Origin of the sequence: Aestuariibius insulae, from assembly GCF_040783535.2 — a bacterium.
Classification (GTDB): Bacteria; Pseudomonadota; Alphaproteobacteria; order Rhodobacterales; family Rhodobacteraceae; genus Aestuariibius; species Aestuariibius insulae.
The window spans coordinates 469,466-483,296 of sequence record NZ_JBFONW020000002.1 but is presented as its reverse complement, the minus strand read 5'-3'; the positions used below and the strand labels follow the sequence as shown (position 1 = coordinate 483,296).

Sequence of the window (13,831 nt, the reverse complement as noted above, 5' to 3'; positions counted from 1 at the left end):
GGGCTTACGCCGCGTCTTCGTCGATGTCTATCTCATCGATCATGGAGACGACTTCCCGCTCGGCGTAGTGGCCGCAGGAGGGACAGACGTGGTGCGGGCGCTTGAGCTCGCCGCAATTGGAACATTCGTTCGGATTGGAACCCGACAATGCGTGATGGGACCGGCGCTGGTTGCGGCGCGCCTTGGAAATCTTGTTCTGAGGGACAGCCATGTCTCAACCTCGGGATGGGCAGGGCATTCGGCCCCGGCGTTTCTATTCTGGTCCAGCGAAATGAGGCGACAGAAAGCCGCCTGTTCGGGAGGCCGCGAACATACTGCGTTTCCGCCTCCGCGCAACCCTTTTTCGGAGGCAATGTGAGGCTGCTTATTTATCGTTATTTTTCAGCTGCTCGCGTAGGTCAGACAGACCCGCAAAGGGACGTGCATCCTCGTCTCGCATTGCCTGTTTGCCCGGTTCGGTAAAGGCGGCCTGACCGGTTTCGGCGCCCTCCTTACGAGGAAAGGGCGGGATCGCGAGCGCCAGGGCCTCGAGAATGATCGCGAAGACGTCGATTCGATCCGATAGCGGCTCGAGCGTGTCATCCTCTGGCATCTCAATCTCGGCGTTTGCCGCATCGGGCAAATCGGGCATGTGACGCGTGAATGTGCGCTCGATTGACTCGTCGATCCGTGTGGTCACGGGATCGAGGCTGATGCCGCAAGGCTGGACGATGGTCGCTCCGAGATCTCCGCTGAGTTGCCAGTCTGATCCCGCGACAGGTGTCAGTTGCCCGTCGAAGGTCAGCTTTTTCAGCGCGCTCAACCCCAGCTTTTCGGCGATAGCCGTCCGTGCCTCGGCCGTCGGAACCAGATCGATCCGGGTCGCGCGATTGGCGGGGAGATCGACAATGCGCAGAACATGCTCCGGCAATGACATGAGGGCATCCTTCTTGAACAGGCGGGCAAGCTTGATGTAGGGCAGATAAAGAGTTGGAACGAGCACGACAAGCGCACGTCCGGCGAAGATGATGCGCGAGAGGACGAGAATGAGCAGGGTCCGAAAGGCTGTGAGTGCGCTCACGCTGGTGATGGCAGCGCTGATATTAGCGGGGTGCGTGGCGCAGTTCCGCAATCATGGCTATGCACCGACAGACGCGGAACTTGGCGAGATCCTCATCGGCCTCGATACTCGCGACAGTGTGATCGACACGTTCGGCCCGCCGACAACGGGCGGCGTGCTGCAGGACAGTGCCGTTTATTACGTGGCCTCGCGCTGGCGCTACTACGGCGCGTTCGAGCCGCAGATCATCGACCGGCAGCTTGTTGCGTTTTCCTTTGATCCCGATGGCGTCGTCTCAAACGTGGAGCGGTTCACGCTTCAGGACGGGCGTGTCGTCGCGCTTTCGCGGCGCGTAACCAATAGCGGCGTGACCGATACTGGTTTCATTCGCCAGCTTCTGGGCAATCTGGGCCGGCTCGACAACACGGCGCTTTTCGGGAACTAATCCTCGGCTTCGAAGTCTAGAGCGACGCCGTTGATACAGTATCGCAGCCCGGTCGGCTGCGGCCCGTCCGGGAAGACATGGCCGAGATGTCCGTTGCACCGATTGCAGTGAACTTCCGTCCGGCGCATAAAAAACGAGCGATCTTCCTTCTCGCCAACATTTTCGCCGTCGATCGGCGCGAAGAAGCTGGGCCAACCTGTTCCGCTCTCGAATTTGGTCTCCGACTCAAAGAGCGGCAGCCCGCAGCCCTTGCAAAAAAAGGTTCCGGCCTCTTTCGGGAAGTCGTCATGGGTGCCTGCACGCTCTGTCCCGTGCTTGCGCAGAACGCGAAATGCCTCGGCGGACAGTTGCTCTTTCCACTCAGCTTCGGATTTTTCTATTTTATCCATGATCGTCATGATCCTTTGATACGTTCAGATCCTATGTAGCGGTGCGATGATGGCCGCCAAGATGGTGCAAGCGCGATGACACTCCTCAGACGGGGGCGGTTCACGGCCCGCCTCGCTGAAACGTCAGACGACCTGAAGCGGGCTCAGTCCCTGCGGCACCGCGCGTTCTTTGGCTGTGAGGGCCGGGATGCTGATGCCTATGACGAAAGATGCCAGCACGTGCTTGTCGAGGATGAGGGCGCTCTTGTCTGCTGTTTCCGGGTTCTGGGCCTGAAGGGCGGGTCTGAGATCGGAACGAGCTATTCCGCACAGTTCTACGATCTGAGCGCGCTTGAGGGGTTCGAGCGCCCGGTGATCGAGATGGGCCGTTTCTGCGTGGCATCCGAGGTGCGCGATCCCGATGTGTTGCGGGTGGCCTGGGGTGCGATGACGCGGCTGGTGGATGAGGGGGAATACGGGCTCTTGATCGGGTGCTCGTCCTTCAAGGGCACCGATCCCGCGCCCTATGCCGATACGTTCGGTCTGCTGGCGGGACGGCACGTGGCGCCAAAGCGCTGGCGTCCGGGGCGGAGCGCGCGGCAGGTCGTATCGCTGGGGAAGGCGCTGTTACCGGGCCGGGTTGGGGCCGCGACGCGGGCTATGCCTCCATTGCTCCGCACCTATCTGCGGATGGGCGGCTGGGTGAGCGATCATGCGGTGATCGACCGGGCCATGGGCACGCTTCATGTCTTTACCGGGGTCGAGGTCGACCGAGTGCCTCGGCATCGCGCCCGGGCGCTCAGGGCGATTGCTGGCTGAGATCGGTTGAACCTCGGCTGCTTGCGCTTTAGCTGACGCGGCATGGCGCGCGCACCTCTTCTTCAATTGTCGGACATCTCGCTCACTTTTGGAGGCGATCCGGTCTTCTCCGGCCTCGACGCGGTTGTGCAGCCAGGAGACCGCGTCGCGCTGGTGGGGCGGAATGGATCGGGGAAGTCTACTCTTCTCAAGGTGATGGCAGGTCTTGTTGAAGTCGATAGCGGTCAGGTCACCGTCCCGCCTGGAACGAGCGTCGGATATATGGAGCAAGAGCCGACGATGGACGGCTTTGCGACGCTTGGCGATTATGCGGCAAGCGGTCTGGACCCTGGGGAAGCCTACCGGGTCGAGATGGTGGCGGAGGGGTTGAAGTTCGATCCGTCCGGTAGCGTCAGCACCGCGAGCGGCGGAGAACGGCGGCGCGCGGCTTTGGCCAAGCTAATGGCCGAGGCGCCTGATCTTATGCTTCTGGACGAGCCGACCAACCATCTTGATATCGAGGCGATCGCCTGGCTGGAAGCGGAGTTGAAGGGCGCGCGCGCAGCCTTTGTTCTGATCTCCCACGACCGGGCGTTTCTGCGCGAGCTGACACGCGCAACCCTTTGGATCGACAGGGGATCCGTGCGCCGACAGGAGGATGGCTTTGCCGCCTTTGAGGCTTGGCGGGACAAGGTCTGGGAGGACGAGGATACCCAACGGCACAAGCTGGATCGAAAGATTAAAGCGGAAGCTCGTTGGGCGGTCGAGGGTATCTCTGCGCGGCGCAAGCGTAATCAGGGCCGTGTGAGGGCCTTGGGTGAGCTGCGGCAAGAGCGGGCGGATATGATCCGCCGTCAGGGGCCAGCCGCGATGGCGCTTGAGGCCGGACCAAAGAGCGGCAAGCGCGTGATCGAGGCGCGGGATCTGTCCAAGACGCTTGGCGGCAAGACGATTGTGACCGACTTCTCTCTACGGATCGGACGTGGCGACAGGGTCGCCTTTATCGGGCCGAACGGTGTCGGTAAGACGAGCCTTCTCAAGATGTTGCTGGGTGATCTGAAGCTTGATTCCGGGGAGGTTGTGCAAGGAACGAACCTTGAAATCGCCGTCTTCGATCAGACCCGCGATCAGCTTGATCCGGATATGTCGCTTTGGGAAAGCCTGACCGGCGACAAAGAGATGCGCGTGGCCGGTGCCGCCGATCAGGTGATGGTGCGCGGGCAGCCCAAGCATGTCGTAGGATACCTCAAGGAGTTCCTGTTCTCGGATGCGCAGGCGCGGGCACCGGTTCGGTCCCTGTCCGGCGGCGAGAAGGCGCGGCTTCTTCTGGCCAAGATCATGGCGCAGCAAAGTAACCTGCTGGTTCTCGACGAGCCGACCAATGATCTGGACGTAGAGACGCTGGATCTGTTGCAGGAACTGATCGGGGACTATGACGGCACGGTTCTGTTGGTTTCACACGACAGGGATTTTCTAGATCGGGTCGCGACGACGACCATCGCTATGGAGGGGAACGGGAGGGCCACTGTCTATGCGGGCGGCTGGACCGATTACATCGCCCAGCGTGGACCATCCGGCGGGGCGCAGGCCGCGACCCAGCGCAAGGGAGCAGAAAAGGCCAAACCTGCAGCGCAGGAAGACGCAAACGGGCTCAGCTTTACTGAACGCCACCGGCTTGAGGCCTTGCCTGCAGAGATCGAAAGGCTGGAGGCGGAGATTGCAAAGCTTGAAGGACTTTTGGGTGATCCCGAACTTTACACTCGCGAGCCGGTCAAGTTTGCCAAGGCGACAGAGGCACTGGTCGAGCGGCAAGGCCGTCTTGAGACCGCGGAAACCGATTGGCTTGAATTGAGCGAGCGGAGTGAGTGAGCGGGACAGAACCCCTCACCGCATCCTGAGCGCTCCATCAAGGCGGATCGTTGTGCCGTTCAGATAGTCGCATTCGATGATGAACCGGACCAGAGCGGCAAACTCCGCTGGATCACCGAGCCGTTCGGGAAAGGTCACATCCTTTGCCAGCTCGGTCATTACCTCGTCTCCGAGACCTTCGAGCATCGGAGTGCGAAAAATGCCCGGAGCGATGGCCATCACGCGGATCTTTGCCCTTGCCAGATCGCGGGCCATCGGGAGCGATAGTCCTGCAATGCCAGCTTTCGAAGCGGCATAGGCAGCCTGACCCTTTTGGCCGTCGAAGGCCGCGATGGAAGCTGTGTTGACGATAACGCCGCCACCGGCCGCCTCGATATGCGGCGCGGCGAGACGGGCGATGTTGAAGCTGCCCTTGAGGTTGATATCGATCGTGCGCGCGAACGTATCGAGCCTGTGTGGCCCCTCTTTACCCAGTGTCTTTTCCGCAGTCGCGATCCCGGCGCAATTTACGGCGACGTTCAGGCCGCCCATCGCCTGGGCAGCATTGTGGATCGCCGACGTGGACGAGGCCTCACTGGTGACGTCTGTTTCTTGAAAATGCGCGCCAAGCTCCCGGGCGGTGTCGGCCCCTGCGGGATCGCGGTCCAGGATAGTGACCTCGCCGCCTGCCGCGATCAGAGCTTTCGCCGTTGCCGCGCCAAGGCCGGATGCGCCGCCGGTGACAACGGCTCTGATGTTCTTCAGGTCCATCGCGCTGTCTTAGTCGCTCGAGAGCATATCGTCGATGCCTGCAGTCGCGCTTGTCTTCGTCAGCGCGCTGAAGTCTCCATCCAGCATCCCCTGGGCTGCCTCCATCATCGTATGTTGCATGGCGCGCGCGAGAGCCGCGCCGATCGACAGGCGCGCGATCCCGATATCGCCATAGGCTGAGCGAGTCTCTTTCGCGAAGTGGCCCGCGACAAGCGCATTCACAGGCGCTTTGACTGAGGCGGTCAGTCTGGCGAGCGCAGCCATATCAGCTGGCAGCGGCGCATAGAGGCAGTCGGCCCCTGCTGTCTCGAACGCCTGGAGGCGGGCCGTGGCTTCGGCCTCGTCATAGACGCCAATCATCAGGCCGTCAGCCCGCGCTGTCAGAACAAAGTCCCTTGGCAGGGCGCGAGCGGCGGAGGCGGCCGCGCGAATACGTTCGACCGCGAGGGTCTGGTCATAGGCCTTGCCGTCAATCAGTGCGACATCTTCGATGCAAATCCCGGCCAGCCCCGCTTCGGCGGCGAGGCGGACGGTTTCGGCGCAGGTCTCGGGCGCGTCGCCAAAGCCGTTCTCGAAATCGCCCTGTACGGGCAGGGGGGTGGCCGACACGATCTCTTCGGCATGGGCAAGCGCCTCGTCGCGCGTGACATGTCCGCCATCGGGGCGGCCCAGGACGTAGGCATGTGCGGCCGAAGAGGTGGCGAGCGCTTTGACCCCGAGGTGGGCCATGACCCGCGCCGTCCCCTTGTCCCAGACATTGACCATCAAAAACGGGGCGCCGGGTGTGTGAAGCGCGCGAAAGGTGGAGCCGGTATCATGGGGCATGGGATGGCCTTTGCTGTTGGGTCTGGCTCTGCTTAATGCGGCCGGGTCATCTGGCGCGGCCCGGATCTTGCGCAAAGCGGTGGCGGTACGTCAGGACTGTGCCGCGCGCGCCTAACCTTTTCCAGAGGTCGTGCTGTCTGCCATCAGATATCGCGGACCGGGTCCCAGGGTGCGTGCGGTATCGGCTGGATTGTGAAGGCCGCAGCGATCCAGTGACAGGCATCCGCAGCCGATGCAGCCGTCGAGCGTGTCGCTCAGGCGTTCGAGCCCGGCGATGCGGTCGTCGATCTCGGTGCGGAACTCCTTGGACATGCGGCTCCAGTCCGCGCGTGTCGGCGGGCGCCCATCGGGCAGAGTTTTCAGAAGGGCTGCAATCCGCGCAAGAGAAAAGCCAAGCTCCTGCGCGATCATCACGAAGGAGAGCTTGCGAATATCCGAGCGATCATAGCGCCTGTGGCCGCCGTGATTGCGCACCGGCGCGACAAGGCCCTTGGTCTCGTAAAAGCGGATCGCGGAGACGGCCAGACCGGTGCGATCCGCCAGATCGCCGATGGTGAGGCCTTGGGACGGGCGGGACATGGCTCTTGATCTCAACTTTGGTTGAGAAATTATCAATGATTCTCCAGACAGAGAATAGGAGAAAGACAATGGCATCCTTGGAACATGTAAATGTGACGGTCGTCGATCCTGCGCAAACGGCAGAGATGCTGTGTGATCTTTTCGGGTGGAAGATTCGGTGGCAAGGCGACGCGATGATGGGGGGACACACCAAACATGTGGGCGACGAGGAGAGTTATCTCGCGATCTATAGTCCCGGTGATCCGTCCAATGCCGAGGAGTTGTCTTATGGGACGCGCGGCGGGCTCAATCATATCGGCGTGGTGGTCGGCGATCTTGATGCGGTGGAAGAGAAGGTGAAAGCGCGCGGCTACAAACCCGAAAACCACGGGGACTACGAGCCGGGCAAGCGCTTTTACTTCACGGAGGAGAACGGGATCGAGATCGAGGTGGTCAGCTACGCCTGAGCCTTTTGGGTTTGCGACACCGACCGGTCCGCGGTAAGGATGCCTCATGAACGGCATCTGCATCATCTGCTGCATTATCCGCTGACATCCGTCGCGGGCCGCTCTTTCACGTTTTCCTTGATCGTTTGAGTTGCTAAGCCCGCGGCCACCCGCGCGTGAGGACGACCCATGACGATCCGGCTTTGGAACACCAAGACCAAGACCAAGGAGGTGCTTGCCCCCTTGGATCCTCAGAACGTGCGTATGTATGTCTGCGGGCCGACCGTTTATGACCGGGCGCATCTGGGAAATGCGCGGCCGGTTCTCGTCTTCGATGTGCTCTACCGGTTGCTTCGGCATGAATACGGGGCGGATCACGTCACCTATGTGCGCAACTTCACGGATGTGGATGACAAGATCAACGCGACCGCTCTGGCTCGCAAGGAAGCCGGTGCGGAAGGCACATTGGAAGAGCTGGTCCGCGAGCGGTCCGACGAGACGATCCGCTGGTATCACGAGGACATGGACGCGCTGGGCGCCCTTCGTCCGGATCATGAGCCGCGCGCGACCGAGTTCATCCCGCAGATGATTGCGATGATCGGGGATCTGATCGAGAAAGGGCATGCTTATGAGGCGGAGGGACACGTCCTTTTTGCTGTAGAGAGCTATTCCGACTATGGATCGCTGTCAGGCCGCGCGGTCGAGGACATGATCGCGGGCGCGCGGGTCGAGGTGGCTCCGTACAAGCGCAATCCGATGGACTTCGTACTTTGGAAGCCATCCGATGACGAGCTTCCGGGATGGGACTCACCCTGGGGCCGGGGCCGGCCCGGTTGGCATATCGAATGCTCGGCGATGGCGCATGAGCTGCTCGGGGAGAGCTTCGATATCCATGGCGGCGGGATTGACCTGCAATTCCCGCACCACGAGAACGAGATCGCTCAATCGCATTGCGCCGGGCACGGCTTTGCGAAGATCTGGATGCATAACGAGATGCTGCAGGTCGAAGGCAAGAAGATGTCCAAATCGCTGGGCAACTTTTTCACGGTGCGGGATCTGTTGGAGCAAGGGGTGCCGGGAGAGGTCATCCGCTTCGTGATGCTGTCGACGCATTACCGCAAGCCGATGGACTGGACGGAGAAGAAGCGGGAGGAGGCGGAGGCTACGCTCAAAAAGTGGCGTATGGCTGTTCGAGATGTAGAAATCGATATGACTGCTGAGCAAGCAAGCGATGCTTTGTCAGATGATCTTAATATTTCTGAAGTTATAGCTCGGATGCACAGCCTTTTCGCTCAACAAGAGTTTGAGGCATTGAAAGCGACTGGTTGTCTACTCGGATTACTACAAAAAGATCTTGAATCTAATGAGAAGACTACTGATGTCCTTCGAGATACAATAGCTCAGTCGGTAGAGCAGATCTTAACTAAGCGCTTTGAGGCAAAAAAAATAGGAAATTTCTCGCGCGCTGATGAGATTCGAAATCAACTAAAGCTTTATGGACTTGCGCTCCGGGATGCCCCTGAAGGGACAGAATGGGAACCTGATTTTAGTAGTGTGGAAATTAATCTTTCGAAAATCTCTCGAAAAGACGGAAACAAATTTTTTTCAGACCTAAAAAATAATACAAGAATTGAGCAAGAAATTCTAAATTCATTATCTAAGATAGGTCTTATTGGTCAACCTATCTTAGATAGTGGACACCAACCTGATGCGCTTATCCAAGACTTGTTGATTGAGGTTAAAAAAATAGGAGAGAGAGCATATGTTCATTATGTTCTTGTTCCTTTACTGGAAGAAATGATCGAAACTAGCGATGACTAAACAGCGCCTCTACCTCTACGACACCACGTTGCGGGACGGGCAGCAGACCCATGGGGTTCAGTTCTCCACGGCGGAGAAGCAGCGGATCGCGCGGGCGCTCGATGATTTGGGGATTGACTATATCGAGGGCGGTTGGCCCGGCGCGAACCCGACCGACAGCGCATTCTTCGAGGCCGCGCCAAAGGGCCGCGCCACGCTGACGGCGTTCGGAATGACGAAGCGGGCCGGGCGGTCGGCTCAGAACGATGATGTGCTGGCGGCGGTTCTCAATGCCGGAACGAAAGGCATTTGTCTGGTCGGGAAGGCGCATGACGTCCATGTCCGCGACGCGCTGGGCGTGTCGGGCGAGGATAATCTGGAGAACATCCGCGCCTCGGTTGCGCATCTCGTGGCGAGCGGGCGGGAGGCTCTGTTCGATGCGGAGCATTTCTTTGACGGGCTACGCTCGGATGCAGGCTATGCGATAGCCGCCTGCAAGGCGGCTTACGAGGCAGGGGCGCGTTGGGTCGTGCTTTGCGATACAAATGGCGGGGCGTTACCCGCCGAGATCGCCGCCGGAGTGCGTGCCGTGATCGATGCGGGGATCCCCGGGGATCACGTCGGAATTCACACCCATGACGATACCGGACAGGCCGTCGCCAATTCGCTTGCGGCGGTCGAAGCAGGCGCGCGGCAGATCCAAGGAACGCTCAACGGGCTCGGAGAGCGCTGCGGGAATGCCAACCTAACGACGTTGATTCCGACGCTGCTGCTGAAGGAGCGCTATGCGGATCGGTACGAGATCGGCGTCGGACGCTCTGCTTTGCGGGATCTCACGCGGGTGTCGCGGATGCTCGATGATATCCTGAACCGGATTTCGATGCGGCAGGCGCCTTATGTCGGGGCCTCTGCCTTTGCGCACAAGGCCGGGCTGCATGCCAGCGCGATCGCCAAAGATCCGGCGCTCTATGAGCATATCGCACCCGAGGCCGTCGGGAATACGCGCCTCGTTCCGATGTCCAATCAGGCGGGCCGTTCCAACCTTCGCACGCGCCTGAAGGCGGCCGGGATCGAGGTTGAGGCGGATGATCCTGCGCTGGGGCGGATCCTCGAGGCGGTCAAGGACCGGGAGGCGCGCGGTTACTCCTACGATACCGCTCAGGCCTCGTTCGAGCTGCTGGCTCGTGCTGAACTGGGAGAGTTGCCAGAGTTTTTCGAGGTCAAGCGCTACCGCGTGACCGTCGAGCGGCGCAAGAACAAGTATGACCGGATGGTGTCTCTTTCCGAAGCCGTCGTTGTCGTGAAGGTCGGCGATGCCAAGATGTTGTCGGTCAGCGAAAGCATGGACGAGACCGGCAGCGACCGCGGGCCCGTCAACGCTTTGGCCAAGGCACTCGCCAAAGATCTGGGGCCCTACCAGGCACTGGTCGAGGATATTCGGCTTGTCGACTTCAAAGTTCGGATCATGGATGGCGGCACGGATGCTGTGACCCGCGTTGTGATTGACAGCGAGGATGCCGAAGGACGCCGCTGGTCCACAGTCGGGGTCAGCGCGAATATCGTCGATGCCAGCTTCGAGGCGCTTCTCGACGCGGTGCGCTGGAAGCTGGTCCGGGACAGCCGATGAGCGTTGCGGCCTGCGCGGCCTTGGTCGAACGCGGCGATCCGGACCGGTTCCGGGCGGCGATGGTGGTGCCTGTGGCTGCGCGCGATGTGCTCTTTCCGCTCTATGCCTTTAATCTCGAGGTAGCTCGGGCGCCGTGGGTCACCCAAGAGCCGATGATCGCCGAGATGCGGCTGCAGTGGTGGCGCGACGTCCTGCAAGAGCTGGCTGGCGACGGGACAGCGCGGCGTCACGAGGTCGTAGATGCGATGGGGTTTATCGACGGTCCGGCGGCGGATCTGCTGGAGGCGCTGATCGATGCGCGCCGGTGGGACATCGAGAAGGCCGCCTTTAAGGATGCTGCTGCGTTCGACGCCTATATCCAGTCTACAGCTGGAAATCTAATGTGGACAGCGGCGCGCTCTTTCGGGGCGCCGGGCGAGACGGAGGGTGATGTTCGGCGGGTTGCCTTCGCCTCCGGTCTGGCGCGGTTTTTGCAGGCCGTCCCGGATCTGGAGGCGGCAGGCCGGATCCCCCTTGTGGATGGCCGGGCCGAGGCGATCGCGGCTCTGGCGGATCGGGCGCTGACCAATATGCCGCCCTTGCGCCGGGTCATGAGGCAGGTCGGAACACCTGCGCGTGCAGCCATTCTCGAGGCATGGCAGGCGCCTGCGCTTCTGGGGCAGGTTCGCGCTCGGCCCGGTTTGGTCAGTGAGGGCTGGATGGGACTATCGCCCTTCGGATCGAGCTTGCGCCTGATGCGATTGGGTTTTTCCTAGGATCTGCCGGTGAGCAGTCAGCTTGCCCGTCTGGGCTGCATCATCAACCAGATAAGCGCGCCGCCTGCGAGCACCAGAAACGGACCCATGGCGATATTGACGGCGCTCCAGCCCTCGGTGGCGGTTCCGCCAGAGCAATTCATCAGCCCGCCAGACGCCAGCGAGGCGATCGTGACGCAACCGAAGACAAGTCCGTCATTGAGGCCTTGGACCCGGCCGCGTTCGTGCGGCGCATGGGCGGCGGCGAGTATTGATGTCGCCCCGATGAAGCCGAAGTTCCATCCCAGTCCCAGAAGGACGAGGGCCGCAAAGAAGTTGGTAAGCTCGACGCCGGACAGGCCGACGACCCCTGCCGCGGCGAGGATCACAAGACCGGTCGCCACGATCTTGGTCGCTCCGAAACGTGCGATCAGATGACCGGTAAAGAAACTGGGCGCGAACATCGCGATGACATGGGCGGTCACGATGTCGGAGGCATCATTCACGGAAAAGCCGCATCCGACGACAGCCAAGGGTGTGGAGGTCATGACCAGGTTCATCAGCGCATAGCTGACCATTGCGCAAATCACTGCGACTGCGATGCGCGGTGTCTTCAAAAGCTCGAGACGGGACCGGGAGACGGGGCTCGAGGAAGTGACCGTCGGGGGCTTTGGAATGTCGAGAAAGAAGAACAGCGTCATGCCGATCAGGTTGATCGCGATGGCCACAAGATATGTGCCAAAGTACGGCACCGCCGTTAGATCGGCCGTCACCTTCACCAGTTGCGGGCCGATCAGTGCAGAGATCAGTCCGCCGGCCATAACATAGGAAATCGCTTTGGGGCGGAAGGCTTCGGAGGCGGTATCGGTCGCCGCAAAGCGGTAGAAGCCCTGCGCGGACATGTAGATCCCGGTGAGATAGGATCCGGCAAGAAAGATCCAGAAATCCGCGATCGAAAGGCCGTAGGCCGCGATGGCCGAGCCCAGTAGACCTCCGGCTCCGCCGATCAGGAAGCCGGGGCGCCGTCCAAACCGTTGCATGACCTGCGCGAGCCACGGCGCGGTCGTCATCGATCCGAAGACTATCATCGAAATCGGGAGAGTCGCGAGGCAAGGATTGGGAGACAGCGCCTGTCCTGCCAGACCGCCGACGACGAAGATCATCGTGATCTGACTGCCAAGAAACGCCTGAGCGGCGACCAGAACGGCAACGTTCCGTTTCGCGCGCTGATCGTCGATCTGGCTGTCGATGTCGGTCTGGGCGATGCTCATGGATGCATCGCTACGCCTGTCGCGGGGTCAGGGCAAGACGTCGATGAGATGCGCGAAGGATCCCGAAACACGGCCTTGGATTAGCCCCATCGCGGGACACTTCGTTCCTTCTGCATCCGTCGCATCGAAGAGGGGTGTGCCCTTGGCAGAGAGTGTTGTCGCATAGTGGAATTCATGCGCGCTGAATTGACCCTTGAAGGGGCCAGCCTGCGCCGAGACACGGCGATAGCCCAGATGAAGACGCCGTTCGGCGAAGCTTGTTCTGAGCTTGAGATGACCGGCCATCCGATGCGATGTGCCCCTTGCATCCGTAAGGGTCTCTCCGAGTACCATGTAGCCACCGCATTCGCCGTAGATCTCAGCGGTGCAAGATCTGAGGCTGTCCATGAAGGTTGCATTACCGGCAAGTCTGCCGGCATGGAGTTCGGGGTATCCGCCCGGAAGGATGACAATATCTGCCTCCGGGACGGCGTCGTTTGCCAGGGGGGAGAAGGGTCGGATCTCCGCGCCTGCGGAGCGCCAGTCAGAGAGCAGATGGGGATAGGCGAAGGCGAAGGCCTTGTCGCCCGCCATCGCGATGATCTGGCCTGGTGGAGGAAAACGGTTTGCCGCAGTGGCCGGGCGCGGCGCGGCGCGGGTCATCGCAGTGCCAAGCGCATCAAGGTCGATATGTGCTTCGACAAGATCAGCGGTAGCCTCAATGAACCGGTCGAGATCGGCCCGCTCGCCTGCCTGGACAAGGCCCAGATGACGGGACGGGTGGGCGAGGTCTGCCCTGCGGGGGATTGATCCGAGAACGGGGACAGGAAGCGTCGCGAGCGCCTGTCTTAGCAGTGCATCGTGGCGCGGGCTGCCGACGCGGTTCAGGACGATGCCTGCAAACCGAAGTGAGGGATCATGATTCAGAAATCCTTGCACCAAAGCCGCTACGGATTGTGACATCCTGCCAGCATCAACGACCAAGAGGACAGGCAGGCCGAGGAGCCGTGCTAGGTCTGAACTGGATCCGCGCCCATCCGGAGGCGCGCCGTCAAAAAGACCCATGGCACCTTCTACGATCAGCGTGTCCTCTCCGGCTGCCAGTGACCGGATGCGGCTCTCGGACATCGCCCAGGTATCGAGGTTCAGGCAGGGGGCGCCACAGGCTGCTTCGTGGAAGCGCGGATCGATGTAGTCGGGACCGGATTTAGCGCCGCTAATCTTCTCTCCTCGTCGCGCATAGGCCCGCAGGAGCCCTAGGGTCACTGTCGTCTTGCCGCTCCCGGAGGCGGGAGCGGTGACAATCAGGCTGGACATTGGCT

15 protein-coding genes are annotated in these 13,831 nt (G+C 61.0%); 7 read left to right on the top strand and 8 right to left on the bottom strand.

Going from position 1 to position 13,831, the window contains the following annotated elements; all coding sequences use genetic code 11:
* Window positions 1-4: 4 nt before the first annotated feature.
* Window positions 5-211 (bottom strand): 50S ribosomal protein L32, encoded by a 207-nt coding sequence (gene rpmF, locus AAD018_RS08675; RefSeq protein WP_367315104.1) that lies wholly within the window; start codon window positions 209-211, stop codon window positions 5-7.
* Between the two features lie 153 nt (window positions 212-364).
* Window positions 365-1,060: a YceD family protein gene (locus AAD018_RS08670; protein WP_367315103.1), complete on the bottom strand. Its 696-nt coding sequence runs from the start codon at window positions 1,058-1,060 to the stop codon at window positions 365-367.
* Between AAD018_RS08670 and AAD018_RS08665 the strand changes: the two genes are divergently transcribed.
* Window positions 1,047-1,484: an outer membrane protein assembly factor BamE gene (locus AAD018_RS08665; RefSeq protein ID WP_367315102.1), complete on the top strand. Its 438-nt coding sequence runs from the start codon at window positions 1,047-1,049 to the stop codon at window positions 1,482-1,484. The genes AAD018_RS08670 and AAD018_RS08665 overlap by 14 nt on opposite strands.
* On the opposite strand, the gene msrB is transcribed toward AAD018_RS08665, so the two are convergent.
* Window positions 1,481-1,873 carry a peptide-methionine (R)-S-oxide reductase MsrB gene (msrB, locus tag AAD018_RS08660; protein WP_367315101.1) on the bottom strand — a complete coding sequence of 131 codons (393 nt, stop codon included), beginning with the start codon at window positions 1,871-1,873 and terminating at the stop codon, window positions 1,481-1,483. The genes AAD018_RS08665 and msrB overlap by 4 nt on opposite strands.
* Before the next feature lie 75 nt (window positions 1,874-1,948).
* Here msrB and AAD018_RS08655 point away from each other — a divergent pair, with 75 nt between their 5' ends.
* Window positions 1,949-2,671, top strand: coding sequence for a GNAT family N-acetyltransferase (locus tag AAD018_RS08655; RefSeq protein ID WP_367315100.1), 723 nt, complete (start codon window positions 1,949-1,951; stop codon window positions 2,669-2,671).
* A gap of 42 nt (window positions 2,672-2,713) precedes the next feature.
* Window positions 2,714-4,519 carry an ABC-F family ATP-binding cassette domain-containing protein gene (locus AAD018_RS08650; RefSeq protein ID WP_367315099.1) on the top strand — a complete coding sequence of 602 codons (1,806 nt, stop codon included), beginning with the start codon at window positions 2,714-2,716 and terminating at the stop codon, window positions 4,517-4,519.
* A gap of 15 nt (window positions 4,520-4,534) precedes the next feature.
* Here AAD018_RS08650 and AAD018_RS08645 read toward each other — a convergent pair whose 3' ends face one another.
* The 3 genes from AAD018_RS08645 to soxR form a co-directional block, all read right to left on the bottom strand.
* The gene (locus AAD018_RS08645; protein ID WP_367315098.1) at window positions 4,535-5,269 is read right to left on the bottom strand and encodes an SDR family NAD(P)-dependent oxidoreductase; all 735 of its coding nucleotides are present in this window, start codon (window positions 5,267-5,269) and stop codon (window positions 4,535-4,537) included.
* Window positions 5,270-5,278: 9 nt separating this feature from the next.
* On the bottom strand, window positions 5,279-6,094 hold the full coding sequence (locus AAD018_RS08640) for an isocitrate lyase/PEP mutase family protein (RefSeq protein WP_367315097.1): 816 nt from the start codon (window positions 6,092-6,094) through the stop codon (window positions 5,279-5,281).
* Between the two features lie 111 nt (window positions 6,095-6,205).
* Complete coding sequence (soxR, locus tag AAD018_RS08635; protein ID WP_367315096.1) at window positions 6,206-6,673, bottom strand: redox-sensitive transcriptional activator SoxR; 468 nt, start codon at window positions 6,671-6,673, stop codon at window positions 6,206-6,208.
* A gap of 68 nt (window positions 6,674-6,741) precedes the next feature.
* Between soxR and AAD018_RS08630 the strand changes: the two genes are divergently transcribed.
* The 4 genes from AAD018_RS08630 (at window position 6,742) to AAD018_RS08615 (ending at window position 11,280) form a co-directional block, all read left to right on the top strand.
* Window positions 6,742-7,119, top strand: coding sequence for a VOC family protein (locus AAD018_RS08630; RefSeq protein ID WP_367315095.1), 378 nt, complete (start codon window positions 6,742-6,744; stop codon window positions 7,117-7,119).
* A gap of 168 nt (window positions 7,120-7,287) precedes the next feature.
* Window positions 7,288-8,919 (top strand): cysteine--tRNA ligase, encoded by a 1,632-nt coding sequence (gene cysS / locus AAD018_RS08625; protein ID WP_412005218.1) that lies wholly within the window; start codon window positions 7,288-7,290, stop codon window positions 8,917-8,919.
* On the top strand, window positions 8,912-10,525 hold the full coding sequence (gene cimA / locus AAD018_RS08620; RefSeq protein WP_367315094.1) for a citramalate synthase: 1,614 nt from the start codon (window positions 8,912-8,914) through the stop codon (window positions 10,523-10,525). Before cysS ends, cimA begins: the two co-directional genes overlap by 8 nt.
* Window positions 10,522-11,280 (top strand): squalene/phytoene synthase family protein, encoded by a 759-nt coding sequence (locus tag AAD018_RS08615; RefSeq protein ID WP_367315093.1) that lies wholly within the window; start codon window positions 10,522-10,524, stop codon window positions 11,278-11,280. The genes cimA and AAD018_RS08615 overlap by 4 nt, the downstream gene beginning before the upstream one ends.
* Window positions 11,281-11,297: 17 nt before the next feature.
* Here AAD018_RS08615 and AAD018_RS08610 read toward each other — a convergent pair whose 3' ends face one another.
* Both AAD018_RS08610 and AAD018_RS08605 read right to left on the bottom strand, forming a co-directional pair.
* A complete protein-coding gene (locus AAD018_RS08610; RefSeq protein WP_367315092.1) occupies window positions 11,298-12,530 on the bottom strand; it encodes an MFS transporter in 1,233 nt (410 codons plus the stop codon).
* 27 nt (window positions 12,531-12,557) lie between these two features.
* A complete protein-coding gene (locus tag AAD018_RS08605) occupies window positions 12,558-13,826 on the bottom strand; it encodes a cobyrinate a,c-diamide synthase (protein ID WP_367315091.1) in 1,269 nt (422 codons plus the stop codon).
* Window positions 13,827-13,831: the final 5 nt, after the last annotated feature.